The sequence below is a fragment of the Streptococcus mitis genome (genome assembly GCF_009496155.1).
Taxonomy (GTDB): Bacteria; Bacillota; Bacilli; order Lactobacillales; family Streptococcaceae; genus Streptococcus; species Streptococcus mitis_BQ.
This window is the reverse complement of the sequence record NZ_WIJP01000007.1, coordinates 79,080-94,078: the sequence shown is the minus strand read 5'-3', so window position 1 is coordinate 94,078 and position 14,999 is coordinate 79,080. Positions and strand designations below refer to the sequence as shown.

11 protein-coding genes and 2 pseudogenes are annotated in these 14,999 nt (G+C 42.0%); 10 read left to right on the top strand and 3 right to left on the bottom strand.

Going from position 1 to position 14,999, the window contains the following annotated elements; all coding sequences use genetic code 11:
- The first annotated feature begins 11 nt into the window (after window positions 1-11).
- The 6 genes from GEZ84_RS05750 (at window position 12) to GEZ84_RS05725 (ending at window position 6,508) form a co-directional block, all read left to right on the top strand.
- Entirely contained in the window at window positions 12-752 is a 741-nt protein-coding gene (locus GEZ84_RS05750; protein ID WP_153223833.1) for a Stp1/IreP family PP2C-type Ser/Thr phosphatase, read from the top strand.
- Window positions 749-2,650: a Stk1 family PASTA domain-containing Ser/Thr kinase gene (gene pknB, locus GEZ84_RS05745; protein WP_153223832.1), complete on the top strand. Its 1,902-nt coding sequence runs from the start codon at window positions 749-751 to the stop codon at window positions 2,648-2,650. The genes GEZ84_RS05750 and pknB overlap by 4 nt, the downstream gene beginning before the upstream one ends.
- 88 nt (window positions 2,651-2,738) lie before the next feature.
- A complete protein-coding gene (locus tag GEZ84_RS05740; RefSeq protein WP_153223831.1) occupies window positions 2,739-3,497 on the top strand; it encodes a threonine/serine exporter family protein in 759 nt (252 codons plus the stop codon).
- A gap of 1 nt (window position 3,498) precedes the next feature.
- Complete coding sequence (locus tag GEZ84_RS05735) at window positions 3,499-3,948, top strand: threonine/serine exporter family protein (RefSeq protein ID WP_033686494.1); 450 nt, start codon at window positions 3,499-3,501, stop codon at window positions 3,946-3,948.
- 113 nt (window positions 3,949-4,061) lie between these two features.
- Window positions 4,062-5,234, top strand: a complete 1,173-nt coding sequence (locus GEZ84_RS05730) for a hydroxymethylglutaryl-CoA synthase (protein WP_194252037.1) — start codon at window positions 4,062-4,064, stop codon at window positions 5,232-5,234.
- Window positions 5,234-6,508, top strand: a complete 1,275-nt coding sequence (locus GEZ84_RS05725) for a hydroxymethylglutaryl-CoA reductase, degradative (RefSeq protein WP_153223829.1) — start codon at window positions 5,234-5,236, stop codon at window positions 6,506-6,508. The genes GEZ84_RS05730 and GEZ84_RS05725 overlap by 1 nt, the downstream gene beginning before the upstream one ends.
- A gap of 35 nt (window positions 6,509-6,543) precedes the next feature.
- Here GEZ84_RS05725 and GEZ84_RS05720 read toward each other — a convergent pair whose 3' ends face one another.
- Entirely contained in the window at window positions 6,544-7,509 is a 966-nt protein-coding gene (locus GEZ84_RS05720) for a LacI family DNA-binding transcriptional regulator (RefSeq protein ID WP_153223828.1), read from the bottom strand.
- Window positions 7,490-8,944 carry a sucrose-6-phosphate hydrolase gene (locus GEZ84_RS05715; RefSeq protein WP_153223827.1) on the bottom strand — a complete coding sequence of 485 codons (1,455 nt, stop codon included), beginning with the start codon at window positions 8,942-8,944 and terminating at the stop codon, window positions 7,490-7,492. The genes GEZ84_RS05720 and GEZ84_RS05715 overlap by 20 nt, the downstream gene beginning before the upstream one ends.
- Before the next feature lie 380 nt (window positions 8,945-9,324).
- On the opposite strand from GEZ84_RS05715, the gene GEZ84_RS05710 reads away from it, so the two are divergent.
- Window positions 9,325-11,211 carry a sucrose-specific PTS transporter subunit IIBC gene (locus GEZ84_RS05710; RefSeq protein ID WP_153223826.1) on the top strand — a complete coding sequence of 629 codons (1,887 nt, stop codon included), beginning with the start codon at window positions 9,325-9,327 and terminating at the stop codon, window positions 11,209-11,211.
- A 149-nt stretch (window positions 11,212-11,360) separates the two neighbouring features.
- Window positions 11,361-12,248 carry a fructokinase ScrK gene (gene scrK / locus GEZ84_RS05705; protein ID WP_153223825.1) on the top strand — a complete coding sequence of 296 codons (888 nt, stop codon included), beginning with the start codon at window positions 11,361-11,363 and terminating at the stop codon, window positions 12,246-12,248.
- Between the two features lie 319 nt (window positions 12,249-12,567).
- Here the strand turns inward: scrK and GEZ84_RS05700 are convergent, their stop codons facing one another.
- The gene (locus GEZ84_RS05700; RefSeq protein ID WP_000076185.1) at window positions 12,568-13,185 is read right to left on the bottom strand and encodes a TVP38/TMEM64 family protein; all 618 of its coding nucleotides are present in this window, start codon (window positions 13,183-13,185) and stop codon (window positions 12,568-12,570) included.
- A gap of 187 nt (window positions 13,186-13,372) precedes the next feature.
- Between GEZ84_RS05700 and GEZ84_RS05695 the strand changes: the two are divergent.
- Window positions 13,373-13,672, top strand: a pseudogene (locus tag GEZ84_RS05695) (DUF6261 family protein); the annotation flags it as partial.
- A gap of 93 nt (window positions 13,673-13,765) precedes the next feature.
- Window positions 13,766-14,903: pseudogene (locus GEZ84_RS05690) on the top strand (AbiH family protein).
- Window positions 14,904-14,999: the final 96 nt, after the last annotated feature.

Sequence of the window (14,999 nt, the reverse complement as noted above, 5' to 3'; positions counted from 1 at the left end):
GGAACTGACACATGGAAATTTCATTATTAACAGATGTTGGTCAGAAACGAACAAATAACCAAGACTATGTCAACCACTATGTCAATAGAGCTGGACGTACAATGATTATTTTAGCTGATGGGATGGGAGGTCATCGCGCAGGGAATATCGCTAGTGAAATGGCGGTAACAGACCTAGGTATAGCTTGGGTTGATACCCAGATCGATACAGTCAATGAAGTGCGTGAATGGTTCGCCAATTACCTAGAAATTGAAAATCAAAAGATTCATCAACTTGGACAAGATGATGCCTATAAAGGAATGGGAACAACTCTTGAGGCTGTTGCTATTATTGGCAATCAGGCTATCTATGCCCATATTGGAGATTCTCGTATCGGTTTGATTCGTGGGGAAGAGTACCACCAGTTAACGAGCGATCATTCCTTGGTCAATGAATTGCTTAAGGCAGGTCAATTGACGCCAGAAGAAGCAGCTAGCCATCCACAGAAAAATATTATTACCCAGTCTATCGGTCAAAAAGATGAAATTCAGCCTGATTTTGGAATGATTACCCTTGGGCTGGGAGACTATCTCCTACTTAATAGTGACGGCTTGACAAATATGATTTCAGGTAGTGAGATTTGTGATATTGTAACCAGTGATATTCCTTTGGCAGATAAAACAGCGACGCTCGTGCGTTTTGCTAACAATGCAGGAGGTTTAGACAACATTACGGTTGCCCTTGTTTCTATGAACGAGGAGGAAGCAGAATGATCCAAATCGGCAAGATTTTTGCCGGACGCTATCGGATTGTGAAACAGATTGGCCGAGGAGGCATGGCAGATGTCTATTTGGCCAAGGATTTAATTCTAGACGGAGAAGAAGTGGCAGTGAAGGTCCTGAGGACCAACTACCAGACGGATCCGATAGCTGTAGCTCGTTTTCAGCGTGAAGCGAGAGCTATGGCAGATCTAGACCATCCTCATATCGTTCGGATAACAGATATTGGTGAGGAAGACGGTCAACAGTATCTTGCAATGGAGTATGTTGCTGGGCTAGACCTCAAACGCTATATCAAGGAACACTATCCTCTCTCTAATGAAGAAGCCGTCCGCATTATGGGACAAATCCTCCTAGCCATGCGTTTGGCCCATACCAGAGGAATTGTTCATAGGGACTTGAAACCTCAAAATATCCTCTTGACACCAGATGGGACTGCCAAGGTAACAGACTTTGGGATTGCAGTAGCCTTTGCTGAGACGAGTCTGACTCAGACCAACTCCATGCTGGGGTCAGTTCATTACTTGTCACCAGAGCAGGCGCGTGGTTCTAAGGCGACTGTACAGAGTGATATCTATGCCATGGGGATTATTTTCTATGAGATGCTGACGGGCCATATCCCTTATGACGGGGATAGTGCGGTGACCATCGCACTTCAGCATTTCCAGAAACCACTGCCATCGGTTATAGCTGAAAATTCATCTGTGCCTCAGGCTTTGGAAAATGTTGTCATCAAGGCAACTGCCAAGAAATTGACAAATCGCTATAAATCAGTCGCTGAGATGTATGTGGACTTGTCTAGTAGTTTGTCTTATAATCGTCGTAATGAACCAAAGCTGATCTTTGACGATGCGACTAAGGCGGACACCAAGACTCTACCAAAAGTATCTCAGAGCACCTTGACCTCAATTCCTAAGGTGCAAACACAGAGTCCGAAGCCACAGACTGCGAAGCCGAGTCAGCAGGTTTCCGAAGACAATTATGCAAACAAGCCTGTTAAGAAACGGAAATTAAGAGTTCGTTATATGATTTTGTTGGCCAGCATTGTATTGGTTGCAGCTTCTCTGATTTGGATATTATCCAGAACGCCTGCAACTATTGCCATTCCAGATGTGGCAGGTCAGACAGTTGCGGAGGCCAAGGAAACTCTCAAGAAAGCCAATTTTGAGATTGGTGAAGAGAAAACAGAGGCTAGTGAAAAGGTGGAAGAGGGGCGGATTATCCGTACAGATCCTGGCGCTGGAACTGGTCGAAAAGAAGGTTCGAAAATCAATTTGGTTGTCTCATCAGGCAAGCAATCTTTCCAATTGAGTAACTATATCGGCCGTAAATCTACAGATGTTATCGCAGAACTCAAGCAGAAGAAGGTTCCTGAAAATCTCATCAAAATTGAGGAAGAAGAATCAAGTGAGAGTGAAGCAGGAACTGTTCTTAGACAAAGTCCAGCTGCCGGAACAACCTATGATTTGAGCAAGGCATCAACGATTACCTTAACCGTTGCTAAAAAAGTAACCAGCGTTGTTATGCCAAGTTATACAGGATCTAGTCTTGAATTTACTAAAAACAATCTCGTTCAAATTGTCGGTATTAAAGAAGCCAATATTGAAGTTGTAGAAGTGTCGACAGCTCCCGCTGGAACTGCTGAGGGTACTGTCGTTGAGCAGAGTCCAAAAGCAGGTGAAAAGGTTGATTTGACGAAGACGCGTGTCAAGATTTCAATCTACAGACCGAAAACACCGCCGTCAACGTCATCATCAGCACCAGCCCAACATGGAAACCAAGGTTCTGCCACAACACCAAGTCAGGGGAACCAACAAGGAAATCAACGAGGGAATGCACCTGCTACTACTCAATCAAGTAGTGAAGGCAACCACGAAAATTCTCGTGATTAAACGAATCTTTGTCATGATTTCATGGCAAAGATTTTTTTTGAGTCCGGATTTGTGATAGAATAGAGGGAGTTGATAAAAGGAGGCAAGCATGGAAGAATCAAAAGAATTAAATGCTGTCATCGATGTGATTATGTTAGCAGGAACCATTCTACTCAAAAGTGGTTCAGAGATTCATCGTGTAGAAGATACCATGATTCGGATTGCGCATTCGCAGGGGATAATGGATTGCAATGTCCTTGCCATGCCTGCCGCTATCTTTTTCTCCATTGAAAATACCAATATTTCGCGTATGAAGCGCGTGACCTCTTCTTCTTATAACATCGAAAAAGTCTGCGATGTGAACCAGATTTCTCGTCAGTTAGTAGGTGGAAAGCTTGATTTAGAGACAGCCTTCAAGCAATTGACGACTTTGCAAGCTCAACCCCTTCCCTATACTAAGTTGCAGGTAACTTTGGCTGCGACCTTTAGTGCCCCTTTCTTTTCAGTTATGTTTAGTGGAAACATCTACGACGCACTCGGGGCAGGAGTAGCGACCTTATTTGGTTTTGCCTTTTCCCTCTATGTGGAAAAATTTATCCGAATTCCCTTTGTGACAGCCTTTGCTGGAGCCTTTGTCTTTGGAATGATAGCCCAGTTTTGGGCTCGCTACACAGGTTTCCCTTCAACTGCAGATTTGATTATAGCTGGTGCGGTCATGCCTTTTGTACCAGGAATTGCCTTGACCAATGCGGTTCGTGATATTATGACCAACCACATAAACTCTGGTATGAGTAAGATGTTTGAATCTCTACTCATTACCCTTGCTTTAGGGGCGGGAACTTCTGTCGCCTTGGTATTGATGAATTGATATGACACTAACAACCTTTTTATTACAAGCAGTAGCAAGTCTTCTTGCCATTATCACTTTTTTAATCGTACTCAATGTTCAACGTTCTATGCTCTTACCTGGAGGGATTTTGGGCATGGCTGTCTGGCTGATTTATCTCTTGCTCAAGGAACCGACCAATGTTATTGTGGCTACTTTTATTGCAGCCATTATCGGTTCTTGTGTCAGCCAGATTTTAAGTATTCTTTATAAGACACCTGCTGTGGTCTTTATCTTAGCCATCTTGGCACCTCTGGTTCCGGGTTATCTCTCCTATCGGACAACTGCCTTTTTTGTGACAGGGGATTATAGTCATGCCATTGCTAGTGCAACCTTGGTTGTTATGTTGGCTTTGGTGATTTCCATTGGAATGGCTAGTGGAACAGTGATTCTCAGACTTTATTCCTATTTACGAAAACAGCATAATGGTTAGAATAATAAGCGACTTGATTTGGTGAATCAAGTCTTTTTTCTCTCTTTTACTGCCATTTGTGATAAAATAGTATAGAACGATTTTTTACAATGAATGATAAAACAGAGGTAAATATGACAATCGGTATTGATAAGATTGGTTTTGCGACCAGTCAATATGTCTTGAAATTACAAGACTTAGCAGAAGCGAGGGGAATTGATCCTGAAAAATTAAGCAAAGGACTCTTACTCAAGGAATTGAGTATTGCGCCCCTAACTGAGGATATCGTGACCTTGGCGGCGAGTGCAAGTGACTCTATTTTAACTGAGCAAGAAAGAGCAGAAATTGACATGGTCATTGTGGCGACCGAGTCAGGAATTGACCAGAGTAAAGCTGCGGCCGTCTTTGTGCATGGTTTGCTGGGCATCCAGCCTTTTGCTCGTAGTTTCGAGATTAAAGAAGCCTGCTATGGGGCGACTGCTGCCCTTCATTATGCCAAATTGCATGTGGAAAATTCTCCAGAGTCTAAGGTCTTGGTCATTGCCAGTGATATTGCCAAATATGGTATTGAAACTCCAGGAGAACCCACTCAGGGTGCTGGAAGTGTGGCTATGTTGATTACACAAAATCCACGCATTATGGCCTTTAATAATGACAATGTGGCTCAGACTCGTGATATCATGGATTTCTGGCGACCAAATTACTCGACAACTCCGTATGTAAATGGTGTCTATTCTACCCAACAATACTTGGATAGCTTGAAAACGACTTGGCTTGAATACCAAAAACGTTACCAGCTTACTTTGGATGATTTTGCGGCTGTTTGCTTCCACTTGCCTTATCCTAAATTAGCCTTAAAAGGCTTGAAAAAAATCATGGATAAGAACTTGCCTCAAGAGAAAAAAGACCTCTTGCAAAAGCATTTTGACCAGTCTATTCTCTACAGTCAAAAGGTAGGGAATATCTATACAGGTTCCCTCTTCCTTGGACTCTTGTCTCTCTTGGAAAATACAGATAGTTTGAAGGCTGGGGATAAAATTGCCCTTTATAGTTACGGAAGTGGTGCCGTGGCTGAGTTCTTCAGTGGTGAATTGGTTGAAGGATATGAAGCTTATCTGGATAAGGACCGTTTGAACAAGCTCAATCAACGAACTGCCCTGTCTGTCGCAGAATACGAAAAGGTCTTCTTTGAGGAAGTAGACTTGGATGAAACAAACTCTACCCAGTTTGCTGGCTATGAAAATCAAGATTTTGCCTTGGTTGAAATTGTTGACCACCAACGCCGTTATAGCAAGGTTGAAAAATAATGAAGATAAGTTGGAATGGATTTTCTAAAAAATCATACCATGAGCGCCTTGAGCTATTAAAAACTCAGGCGCTCCTTAGTCCTGAGAGACAAGCGAGTTTGGAGCAGGATGAACAGATGAGTGTGACTGTGGCAGACCAGCTGAGTGAGAATGTAGTGGGAACTTTTTCTCTGCCTTATTCGCTGGTCCCAGAGGTTCTCGTTAACGGTCAGGAATACACAGTTCCCTATGTGACAGAAGAACCGTCCGTGGTTGCTGCGGCCAGCTATGCAAGTAAAATCATCAAGCGAGCAGGTGGCTTTACTGCTCAGGTTCATCAGCGCCAGATGATTGGGCAGGTAGCCCTTTATCAAGTTGCTGAACCTGAACAAGCTCAAGAGAAGATTGTTAGCAAGAAAGCTGAGCTCTTGGAACTTGCCAATCAGGCCTATCCTTCTATCGTCAAACGTGGAGGTGGGGCGCGTGATTTGCATGTAGAGCAGATAAAAGGCGAAACTGACTTTCTCGTTGTTTATCTCCATGTCGATACCCAGGAAGCCATGGGAGCCAATATGCTCAACACCATGCTGGAAGCCTTGAAACCAGTCTTAGAAGAACTCAGTCAGGGACAGAGTCTCATGGGAATCCTGTCCAACTACGCGACCGATTCTCTAGTGACAGCCAGCTGTCGCATCGCCTTTCGCTATTTGAGTCGCCAAAAGGATCAAGGACGAGGAATTGCAGAGAAAATTACTTTGGCTAGCCAGTTTGCGCAGGCTGATCCTTATCGAGCAGCTACCCACAATAAAGGGATTTTTAACGGCATTGATGCCATTTTGATTGCCACTGGTAATGACTGGCGTGCCATTGAAGCTGGGACCCATGCCTTTGCCAGTCGAGATGGACATTACCAAGGTCTTAGTCGCTGGACACTGGACTTTGAAAGAGAAGAATTGGTCGGTGAGATGACCCTGCCCATGCCTGTGGCGACCAAGGGTGGCTCTATCGGTCTCAACCCTCGTGTAGCCCTCAGTCATGAATTACTGGGAAATCCTTCTGCCAAAGAATTAGCCCAGCTTATCGTGTCTATCGGACTTGCCCAAAACTTTGCGGCCCTCAAAGCCTTGGTCAGTACAGGGATTCAGCAAGGCCATATGAAATTGCAGGCTAAATCCTTAGCTCTCCTAGCAGGAGCCAGTGAATCCGAGGTAGCTCCTCTAGTCGATCGCCTCATCGCAGATAAAACCTTTAACTTAGAGACAGCCCAGCGCTATCTAGAAAACTTAAGATCATAAAAAACTCAGACCGATCGGTCTGAGTTTTCTTGTGTTTAAATACTTTTTCCAGGTAATAGAGTAACTGGTAAAAAGTAACCAGTTGTGGTGACTTCCTTGCCTTCGATCTTCTGCAAGAGGAGGTCAACAGTGAGGCAGGCAATCTCTTCCAAAGGTTGCTTAATAGTAGCCAGTTGAGGGTAGTAATTCTCGATAAAGTAGGTTCCATCATATCCGATGACCTTGAGTTCTTCAGGGACAGAAATGCCCAGTTCTTGAGCAATTTTAATGACCAGAATAGCTGTCAAATCATCTGAAGCAAAGATGGCATCTGGTTTTTGACGGGTCAAGATATTTTTGATTTCCATTTCTTTTCTGACGGGAGAAAAGTCACTGGAAACATTGATAATAGGAGCTTTGGGGAGTACAGAAGCAAAACCAGCGTGGCGCAGTCCAGTTGGTGAATTGGAATTGTCATTCCCTGTAATCATGATGATAGACTGGGCGCCTGTCTTAGCCAAGGTTTGGGCAGCAAGAACTCCACCAGCATAGTTGTCAGAGGAGACGACGGGAATATCTGGAGACAGGTTTCGGTCAAAGGAAATAATCGGCGCTGTCACGCGATTGTAGTCTTCGATTCCCAAGTTGTGACTACCAGAAATGATGCCGTCCACCTGATTGGCTTCCAACATTTCGATGTATTCTCGCTCCTTCTCAGAATCGTGCTCGCTGTTGCAGATGATGGTCTTGTAACCATTTTTGAAGAGTTGGTGTTCTAGCTTGTCAATCAATTCTGCATAGAAAACGTTGGAAATATTGGGGAAAATCAAACCGATTAATTTGGCTGATTTTCCTTGCAAGCTACGAGCTAGGTTGTTGGGTTTATAGCCCAATTCTCGCATGGCTTCATTTACCTTTTGGATGGTTTTCTCAGAGAGATAGCCTTTTTTATTGATAACCCGAGAGACGGTAGTAGGGCTGACGCCTGCAAGTTTGGCGACATCAGTTAGTTTTGCGACCATAATCTAATTCATAGTAAGTTCCAGTTGGGTTTCCAGATTTAATCAGGATACCATTTTGGTCTGCATGTGGGAAGACACGACCAGAAAATACTTTTTCTCCTTTATTGATGAAAATTTCAAAGACAGAGTTATCGATGAAAATCGTAGCAGTAGTAGCCTGATTATCGATAGGACAAGAACGAGTTGTTCCAAATTCTTGAGCATACTGTTCACCAGCTTGGCTACGATCTACTGTCACTTGACCATTTACAAGGTCAAAGTTGATTGAAAGTCCCTTACCTTCTTTATCCGCAAGTAGGACAATCTCGCTTTTGCTATTGGCTTCCAAGTTGAGTTCAAGTTCGTATGTGTTCTTGGTTTGAACACGGTTTGAGAAGGCTTCTTCAGAGGCACGAAGGTCCTTGATAGCTGCGACTGGGTATTGGTAGAGTTTGCCGTCTTTGATAGTGAGTTCTTTGACCAAAGAGAAGGTTCCTTGGTGGTCAAAACGGTCAGATGGATATGAAACATCAGGTAATCCAAGCCAGCTAACAGCTAGAGCACGTCCGTCAGGAGCGTTGAAGGCTTGGGTAGCATAGGCTTCGAAACCATAATCCATATTTTGAAGTTGAGACACATCAACCATTTTGGCATTTTCAGGGTCAAAGGAAGCTCCAATCTTATACATATTTGGATAGATATTATCGTAGTCTAGAACATCTTTATCCAATCCTTGTGGGCAGTAGAGAAGGACAGGTTGCTCTCCTACAAAGACCAGATTTGGACATTCCATCATATAGGCAGTGCGGTCGTTAGCAAAGTCAAGGTCGCCAACAGCTTGCCAGTTTGTGTAGTCGTTGTCCACAGCCTTGTAGAGACGGACGAAGCCTTTTTTCTCCAAGTCCTGTCCACCGACGATAGCATAATATTGCCCCTTGAAGTTAAAAATTTGCGGATCGCGGAAGTGGTCGGTAGAGTCTGTAGGCTGATCAATCAAGATCTTGTCAATCTTGGTAATCTTGCCTTCTTTGTCCATCAAAGCACCGATTTGGTATGGGTGACGGATCCAGTTTTCATCGCGAACATTTCCTGTATAAAATAGGAATAGCTGATCGCCAAATTGCATGGCAGAACCAGAGTAGGCACCGTGACTATCTAATGGAGTATCAGGCAAAACTTTGACCCCAGTTTCTGTGAAGTGAACCAAGTCCTCGCTTTCCAATTGCACCCAAGATTTTAAACCGTGGGCTGCACCAAACGGAAAGTTCTGATAAAAAACAATCCACTTCCCATCAAAGTAAGAAAAGCCATTTGGATCGTTGAGAAGTCCTATTTTTGGCTCAATGTGGTAATGAGTGTGCCATGGAGATTGTGCCATATTTTCTTTTATATGTTGAATTTCTTCTTGCGTCCAATCTTGATAAAGTCTGTAACGACGCTCAGTTGTCCATTCCATTCATTCATTCCTCCAAAAATCTTATCACTTTTAATAGTAACCGTTTTCGGTTAAAAAAGCAAGTCTTTTATGTTAAAAAAGAGAAAAAACTGTCAAACGTTTATCACAAATTAAAAGCAGAAAATCAATCATCTATCTACAAAAAATTGAAAGAAAATGAAGCAAAATCCTTTTCACCCAAGATTTCAAACTTATTTTTTCAAGGAATATCTGATAAAACAATCAAAAACAATCAATCTAAAGAGTACCCACTAAGTAGATAGAATATTTTTTCTGCAAAACGCTTGACATATTTCTAAAACATGATAAAATAAAAGTCGTAGGGCGAATAAAATCGCTTTCAGAAAAGAACAAAATTTTATATAAGGAGATTTTTGCAAATGAACAATCAGGAAATTGCAAAAAAAGTCATCGATGCCTTGGGCGGACGTGAAAATGTCAACAGTGTTGCCCACTGTGCGACTCGTCTTCGTGTCATGGTTAAAGATGAAGGAAAAATCAATAAAGAAGTGATTGAGAACTTGGAAAAAGTTCAAGGTGCTTTCTTTAACTCAGGTCAATACCAAATTATCTTTGGTACTGGTACAGTAAACAAAATGTACGATGAAGTTGTTGCACTTGGCTTGCCAACATCATCTAAAGATGACATGAAAGCAGAAGCTGCTAAACAAGGGAATTGGTTCCAACGTGCTATCCGTACTTTCGGTGACGTTTTTGTTCCAATCATCCCAGTTATCGTAGCGACAGGTCTCTTCATGGGTGTGCGTGGTCTTTTTAACGCTCTTGAAATGCCACTTCCAGGTGACTTTGCAACTTACACACAAATCTTGACAGATACAGCCTTCATCATCTTGCCAGGTTTGGTTGTGTGGTCAACCTTCCGTGTATTCGGTGGAAATCCTGCAGTTGGTATCGTTCTTGGTATGATGCTTGTTTCTGGCTCACTTCCAAACGCTTGGGCAGTCGCTTCAGGTGGTGAAGTAACAGCTATGAACTTCTTTGGTTTTATCCCTGTTGTTGGTTTGCAAGGTTCAGTTCTTCCAGCCTTCATCATCGGGGTTGTCGGAGCTAAATTTGAAAAAGCTGTCCGCAAGGTTGTTCCAGATGTCATTGACCTCTTGGTAACACCATTCGTGACACTTTTGGTCATGTCTATCCTTGGACTCTTTGTCATTGGACCAGTCTTCCACGTTGTTGAAAACTACATCCTCGTCGCTACAAAAGCGATCCTCAGCATGCCATTTGGTCTTGGTGGTTTCTTGATTGGTGGAGTTCATCAATTGATCGTCGTGTCAGGTGTGCACCACATCTTCAACTTGCTTGAAGTGCAATTGCTTGCTGCTGACCATGCTAACCCATTCAACGCTATCATCACAGCTGCTATGACAGCTCAAGGTGCTGCGACTGTTGCGGTTGGTGTTAAGACTAAAAATCCAAAACTAAAAACACTTGCTTTCCCAGCTGCTCTATCTGCCTTCCTAGGTATTACAGAGCCTGCTATCTTCGGGGTGAACTTGCGCTTCCGTAAACCATTCTTCCTTTCATTGATTGCTGGTGCAATCGGTGGTGGATTGGCTTCTATCCTTGGCCTTGCTGGTACTGGTAATGGTATCACCATCATCCCTGGTACAATGCTTTACATCGGTAACGGACAACTTGCCCAATACCTTCTTATGGTAGCTGTATCATTTGCCCTTGGTTTTGCCCTTACTTACATGTTTGGTTATGAGGATGAAAAAGAAGTTGCTACTGAAGTAGAGACAGAACGTTTGGTCCAAGAAGAAACAACTGGCAACATTCCAGCAGCTCTTCAAAATGAAACACTTGTAACTCCTATCGTCGGTGACGTTGTAGCTCTTGCTGATGTCAATGACCCAGTCTTCTCAAGTGGAGCTATGGGACAAGGTATCGCTGTGAAACCTAGCCAAGGTGTGGTATATGCACCAGCTGATGCTGAAGTTTCAATTGCCTTTCCAACAGGACATGCCTTCGGTTTGAAAACAACTGCTGGTGCTGAAGTCTTGATCCACGTTGGTATCGACACTGTAACAATGAACGGTGAAGGTTTCGAACAAAAAGTTGCTCAAGGTGACAAGGTGAAAGCAGGCGATGTTCTTGGAACATTTGACTCAAACAAAATCGCTGCAGCTGGACTTGATGATACAACAATGGTTATCGTTACAAATACAGCTGACTACGCTTCAGTAGCTCCAGTCGCAACAGGTTCAGTTGCTAAGGGTGATGCTGTGATCGAAGTGAAAATCTAATCAATCCTTTCTAAAGTGAAGACGAACAAATGACATGTTTGTTCGTTTTTGCTTGAATGGTAAGATTTACAGAGGAAAATCTAAAAAATAGAGAAATTTAGACTTTCGAAATATGCTATAATAAAGAAAATAAAAACAAGAGGTTTATCATGACAAAATTATATGGAAGCTTGGAAGCGGGCGGTACAAAGTTTGTCTGTGCTGTCGGTGATGAAAACTTTAACGTTGTAGAAAAAACACAATTTCCAACAACAACTCCAATCGAAACAATCGATAAAACCATCGAGTTCTTCTCAAAATTCGACAACCTTGCTGGTCTTGCAGTTGGTTCATTTGGTCCGATTGATATTGATAAAAACTCAAAAACTTATGGCTTTATCACAACGACTCCAAAACCAAACTGGGCAAATGTAGACTTGCTTGGTGCCCTTCGTCGCGCCCTAAACGTGCCAATGTACTTCACGACAGACGTAAATAGTTCTGCCTACGGTGAAGTGGTTGCCCGTAACAATGCTGGTGGTCGTATCGAAAACTTGGTTTACTACACAATCGGTACAGGTATTGGTGCAGGTGTCATCCAACGTGGTGAGTTTATCGGTGGTGTGGGTCACCCTGAGATGGGTCATTATTATGTTGCTAGACACCCAATGGATATTGAAAAAGAGTTCAACGGTGTTTGTCCTTTCCATAAGGGATGTTTGGAAGGCTATGCAGCTGGTCCAAGTTTGGAAGCTCGTACAGGTGTACGTGGGGAAAATATTGAACTCAATAGCTCTGTCTGGGATGTTCAAGCCTACTATATCGCTCAAGCTGCGGTTAATGCGACAGTGACTTTCCGCCCAGACGTGATTGTCTTTGGTGGAGGGGTCATGGCTCAACAACACATGCTGGACCGTGTCCGTGAGAAATTTACAGCTCTTCTCAATGGTTACCTACCAGTACCAGATGTGCGTGACTACATCGTGACGCCAGCAGTCGCAGGAAATGGTTCTGCCACACTTGGTAACTTTGTCCTTGCAAAAGAAGTTTCAAAATAAAGCACAAAATCCGCTTGGGGAACCAAACGGATTTTGTGGTTGAAAACAATGTTTTTGAGCCTTTCTTTAAGTGATTACGGACGGTAGCGACTTTCTTCGAAATTCCATACCTAAACTTTGAGCCTAATGTCTCAAAGTTTCCGAACACCTGAAACCATTAGATTTCAGGTGTTTTTATCACGGCGGAAAGGCTAGGTAAGTCCTCGCCTCACTATCGAAAAATAGGAATGATTTCCATACCAAAGTATATTTAGTATCAAGCTATAATCAATCTATGCTCTAAAAATCCGCTTGGGAAACCAAACGGATTTTTTATGTGTCAAAGCATTTGCCAGAAAAAGTCAATAATATAGGTCAGACCGTAGGTATAAACCACGAGGGTAAAGGGTTTGGTCAGAATGATGATGGTCATATAGCGCTTGAAGCTCATCTTGGTCAGGGCAGCCAGCATACAGAGGAAGTCAGCTGGACTAATGGGCCAAATCATCATAAAGATAAAGAAACGGTCAAAACGATTGCCCTTATCCAACCAGCCGATATACTTGTCATAGGTGCGCTTGCTGACGACGGACTGGACAAAAGCAGCCCCATAGAGGCGCACCAGATAAAAGATAATGGCGCAGCCAATCACGATGCCGATATAGTTGTAGATAGTCCCGATGATGTGGCCGTAGATAAAGACCCCAGCTACCGAGGTCAAGGCCCCAGGAATAATAGGAACGACCGTCTGTAAAATCTGTAAAAAGATAAAGAGAGGTGGCCCCCAGATGCCTGCCTGCTGGATAAAGGCAGAGAGGGTTTCCTTAGACTGTAAAATCCCAGCCTGATAAGCCCAAATACAGAAAATCAAACTCCCAACCCCACCGACAATCGATGAGATATTGATAACTCGCTGCAGAAGGGGAGAAACAGCTTTCATTTGTTTATCCTGTGACATGTAAACTCCTCATAGATAGTATAACTATACTATACCATATTTTGGAGGAGAAAGGGGGAATGAGTCTTTTTGATGAGGAATGGATAGGAAGATAGGCTTTCGAGACTTAGAACAGGTCTCTTCTCTAAAGTTTACATGTATTCTAGGTTTAGAACAACCGTGTTTCCATAAATTTAAAAGTATTCTACTGCTGACGGTGGTGGTCAATGCTCAAGAGGAATATGATCAAGTGGAAAGTCAGGTGCGTGCGCATAAGTTTACCAAGGAAGTCGGCAAGACTAGACAAGTCCGCACCGAACTAACCAGCATCTACGACCTCTTTATGCGCTATACTGTAGCCAGCGCAGAAGCCTATCCTGAAAAAGAACACCTGACTAAACTCCTTAAGGACCTGAATACAATCCGAGATAGCAAGCGCCGTCTTATCACTAGTAGCAAGAAAGATAAAAAGACCAAATCAGCAGAACCAGCCCAAGCAGCAGGATAAAGACAACCCCTTAGAAGCGGATTTCTAAGGGGGATTTTTGTGGTTTCGTGGTATAATTTTATTAATTATCTAATATGTAGAGGAGAAAACTTCATGGTAGATACTATTCTAATTCTTGGCAATGGTTTTGATATTGCAATGGGTCGAAAAACAAAGTATACAGATTTTGTTGAATTTGAACAGAGGTTATTCACTGAACCAGATAGTGACTTACGAGCCTTTCTAAATTCAAAAAAATATATATTGATCAATATGATGAAAATGTATATTTGAAGTTTATTAATGAGAATAAAGATAGACTTGGAGAAAATTGGTCTAATCTTGAAATCATGATTTCAAAACTTGTTGATGCAATGATGTACTTAAAAAACATAGTAATGAGTTGTTTACTTATATTGGATTAGATTCTTATGATTTTGATGATGTTGTAGTAGACTATAGTAATTATGTCGCAAAATATTTTATTATTCAAACTATTAATGAAAAAATAAAACAGACAGAATTCAACAACAACGAAAAAGAGCTGTTAATAGAGAAACTTCAAAATATCTTCATAGAGGAACTTGATTTATTAATTGAGCTATTAGAAATTTATCTGTCGTATTTAGATTATATAGATTTTGATGTTCAAAAGATTGAAGCAAACCCAACAGCTTTAGATGAAGTTCCGAATTTATTCAATACCTATGTTCTAAACTTTAATTATACAAACACATCAGGTCATCTATTTGGAACCTCTGAGGAGAAAACTCATTTCATAAATGGGCGAATTGATTTAGATAGAACTTTCAGTCGCATCAATACTATGGTCTTTGGAATTGAAGATAAAGAAAATGATGTTAACAGTGATTTAATTCCTTATCAGAAGTATTACCAAAGGGTCGTTAAAGAGACAGGAAATAAATTTGAAGAATTCTTCAGACAAACGCTTCAATTTCCTGATAATGATTTTGAGAGTTATATTACTTCTAAAAATATCATTATTTATGGGCACTCGGTTGATCCCTTGGATAAAGAAATTTTTCAAAAATGCTTTTCATTAGCAGAGAATGGTGAGTATCCTTATCGATTTATTTTCACTTATGTTGATGAACCAGCTAAACGTTCGATTATTAAGAATCTTGCAATCATTCTTGGTAAGGAAAAACTGATAGAGTTAACAGGTAAACGGAATGTTGTATTTGTAAAGAGTGATGATAATGAGCGTATGGACAAAGAGCTACTACCTTAATAAAATCAAAAAGTAATTGAATTTATAGAAAACAGTTGTAAGATATTATTTTAAAAATAGTTCATAGCCCACTCTCCCTCCCTGGGGCGAGTGGCT

Excerpts from the sequence above, each read along its gene's own strand:
- GEZ84_RS05700 (WP_000076185.1), bottom strand. The coding sequence starts at position 13,185 with ATGTCACAGGATAAACAAATGAAAGCTGTTTCTCCCCTTCTGCAGCGA.
- GEZ84_RS05740 (WP_153223831.1), top strand. The coding sequence starts at position 2,739 with ATGGAAGAATCAAAAGAATTAAATGCTGTCATCGATGTGATTATGTTA.
- GEZ84_RS05735 (WP_033686494.1), top strand. The coding sequence starts at position 3,499 with ATGACACTAACAACCTTTTTATTACAAGCAGTAGCAAGTCTTCTTGCC.
- scrK (WP_153223825.1), top strand. The coding sequence starts at position 11,361 with ATGACAAAATTATATGGAAGCTTGGAAGCGGGCGGTACAAAGTTTGTC.
- GEZ84_RS05725 (WP_153223829.1), top strand. The coding sequence starts at position 5,234 with ATGAAGATAAGTTGGAATGGATTTTCTAAAAAATCATACCATGAGCGC.
- GEZ84_RS05720 (WP_153223828.1), bottom strand. The coding sequence starts at position 7,509 with ATGGTCGCAAAACTAACTGATGTCGCCAAACTTGCAGGCGTCAGCCCT.
- pknB (WP_153223832.1), top strand. The coding sequence starts at position 749 with ATGATCCAAATCGGCAAGATTTTTGCCGGACGCTATCGGATTGTGAAA.
- GEZ84_RS05750 (WP_153223833.1), top strand. The coding sequence starts at position 12 with ATGGAAATTTCATTATTAACAGATGTTGGTCAGAAACGAACAAATAAC.
- GEZ84_RS05710 (WP_153223826.1), top strand. The coding sequence starts at position 9,325 with ATGAACAATCAGGAAATTGCAAAAAAAGTCATCGATGCCTTGGGCGGA.
- GEZ84_RS05730 (WP_194252037.1), top strand. The coding sequence starts at position 4,062 with ATGACAATCGGTATTGATAAGATTGGTTTTGCGACCAGTCAATATGTC.
- GEZ84_RS05715 (WP_153223827.1), bottom strand. The coding sequence starts at position 8,944 with ATGGAATGGACAACTGAGCGTCGTTACAGACTTTATCAAGATTGGACG.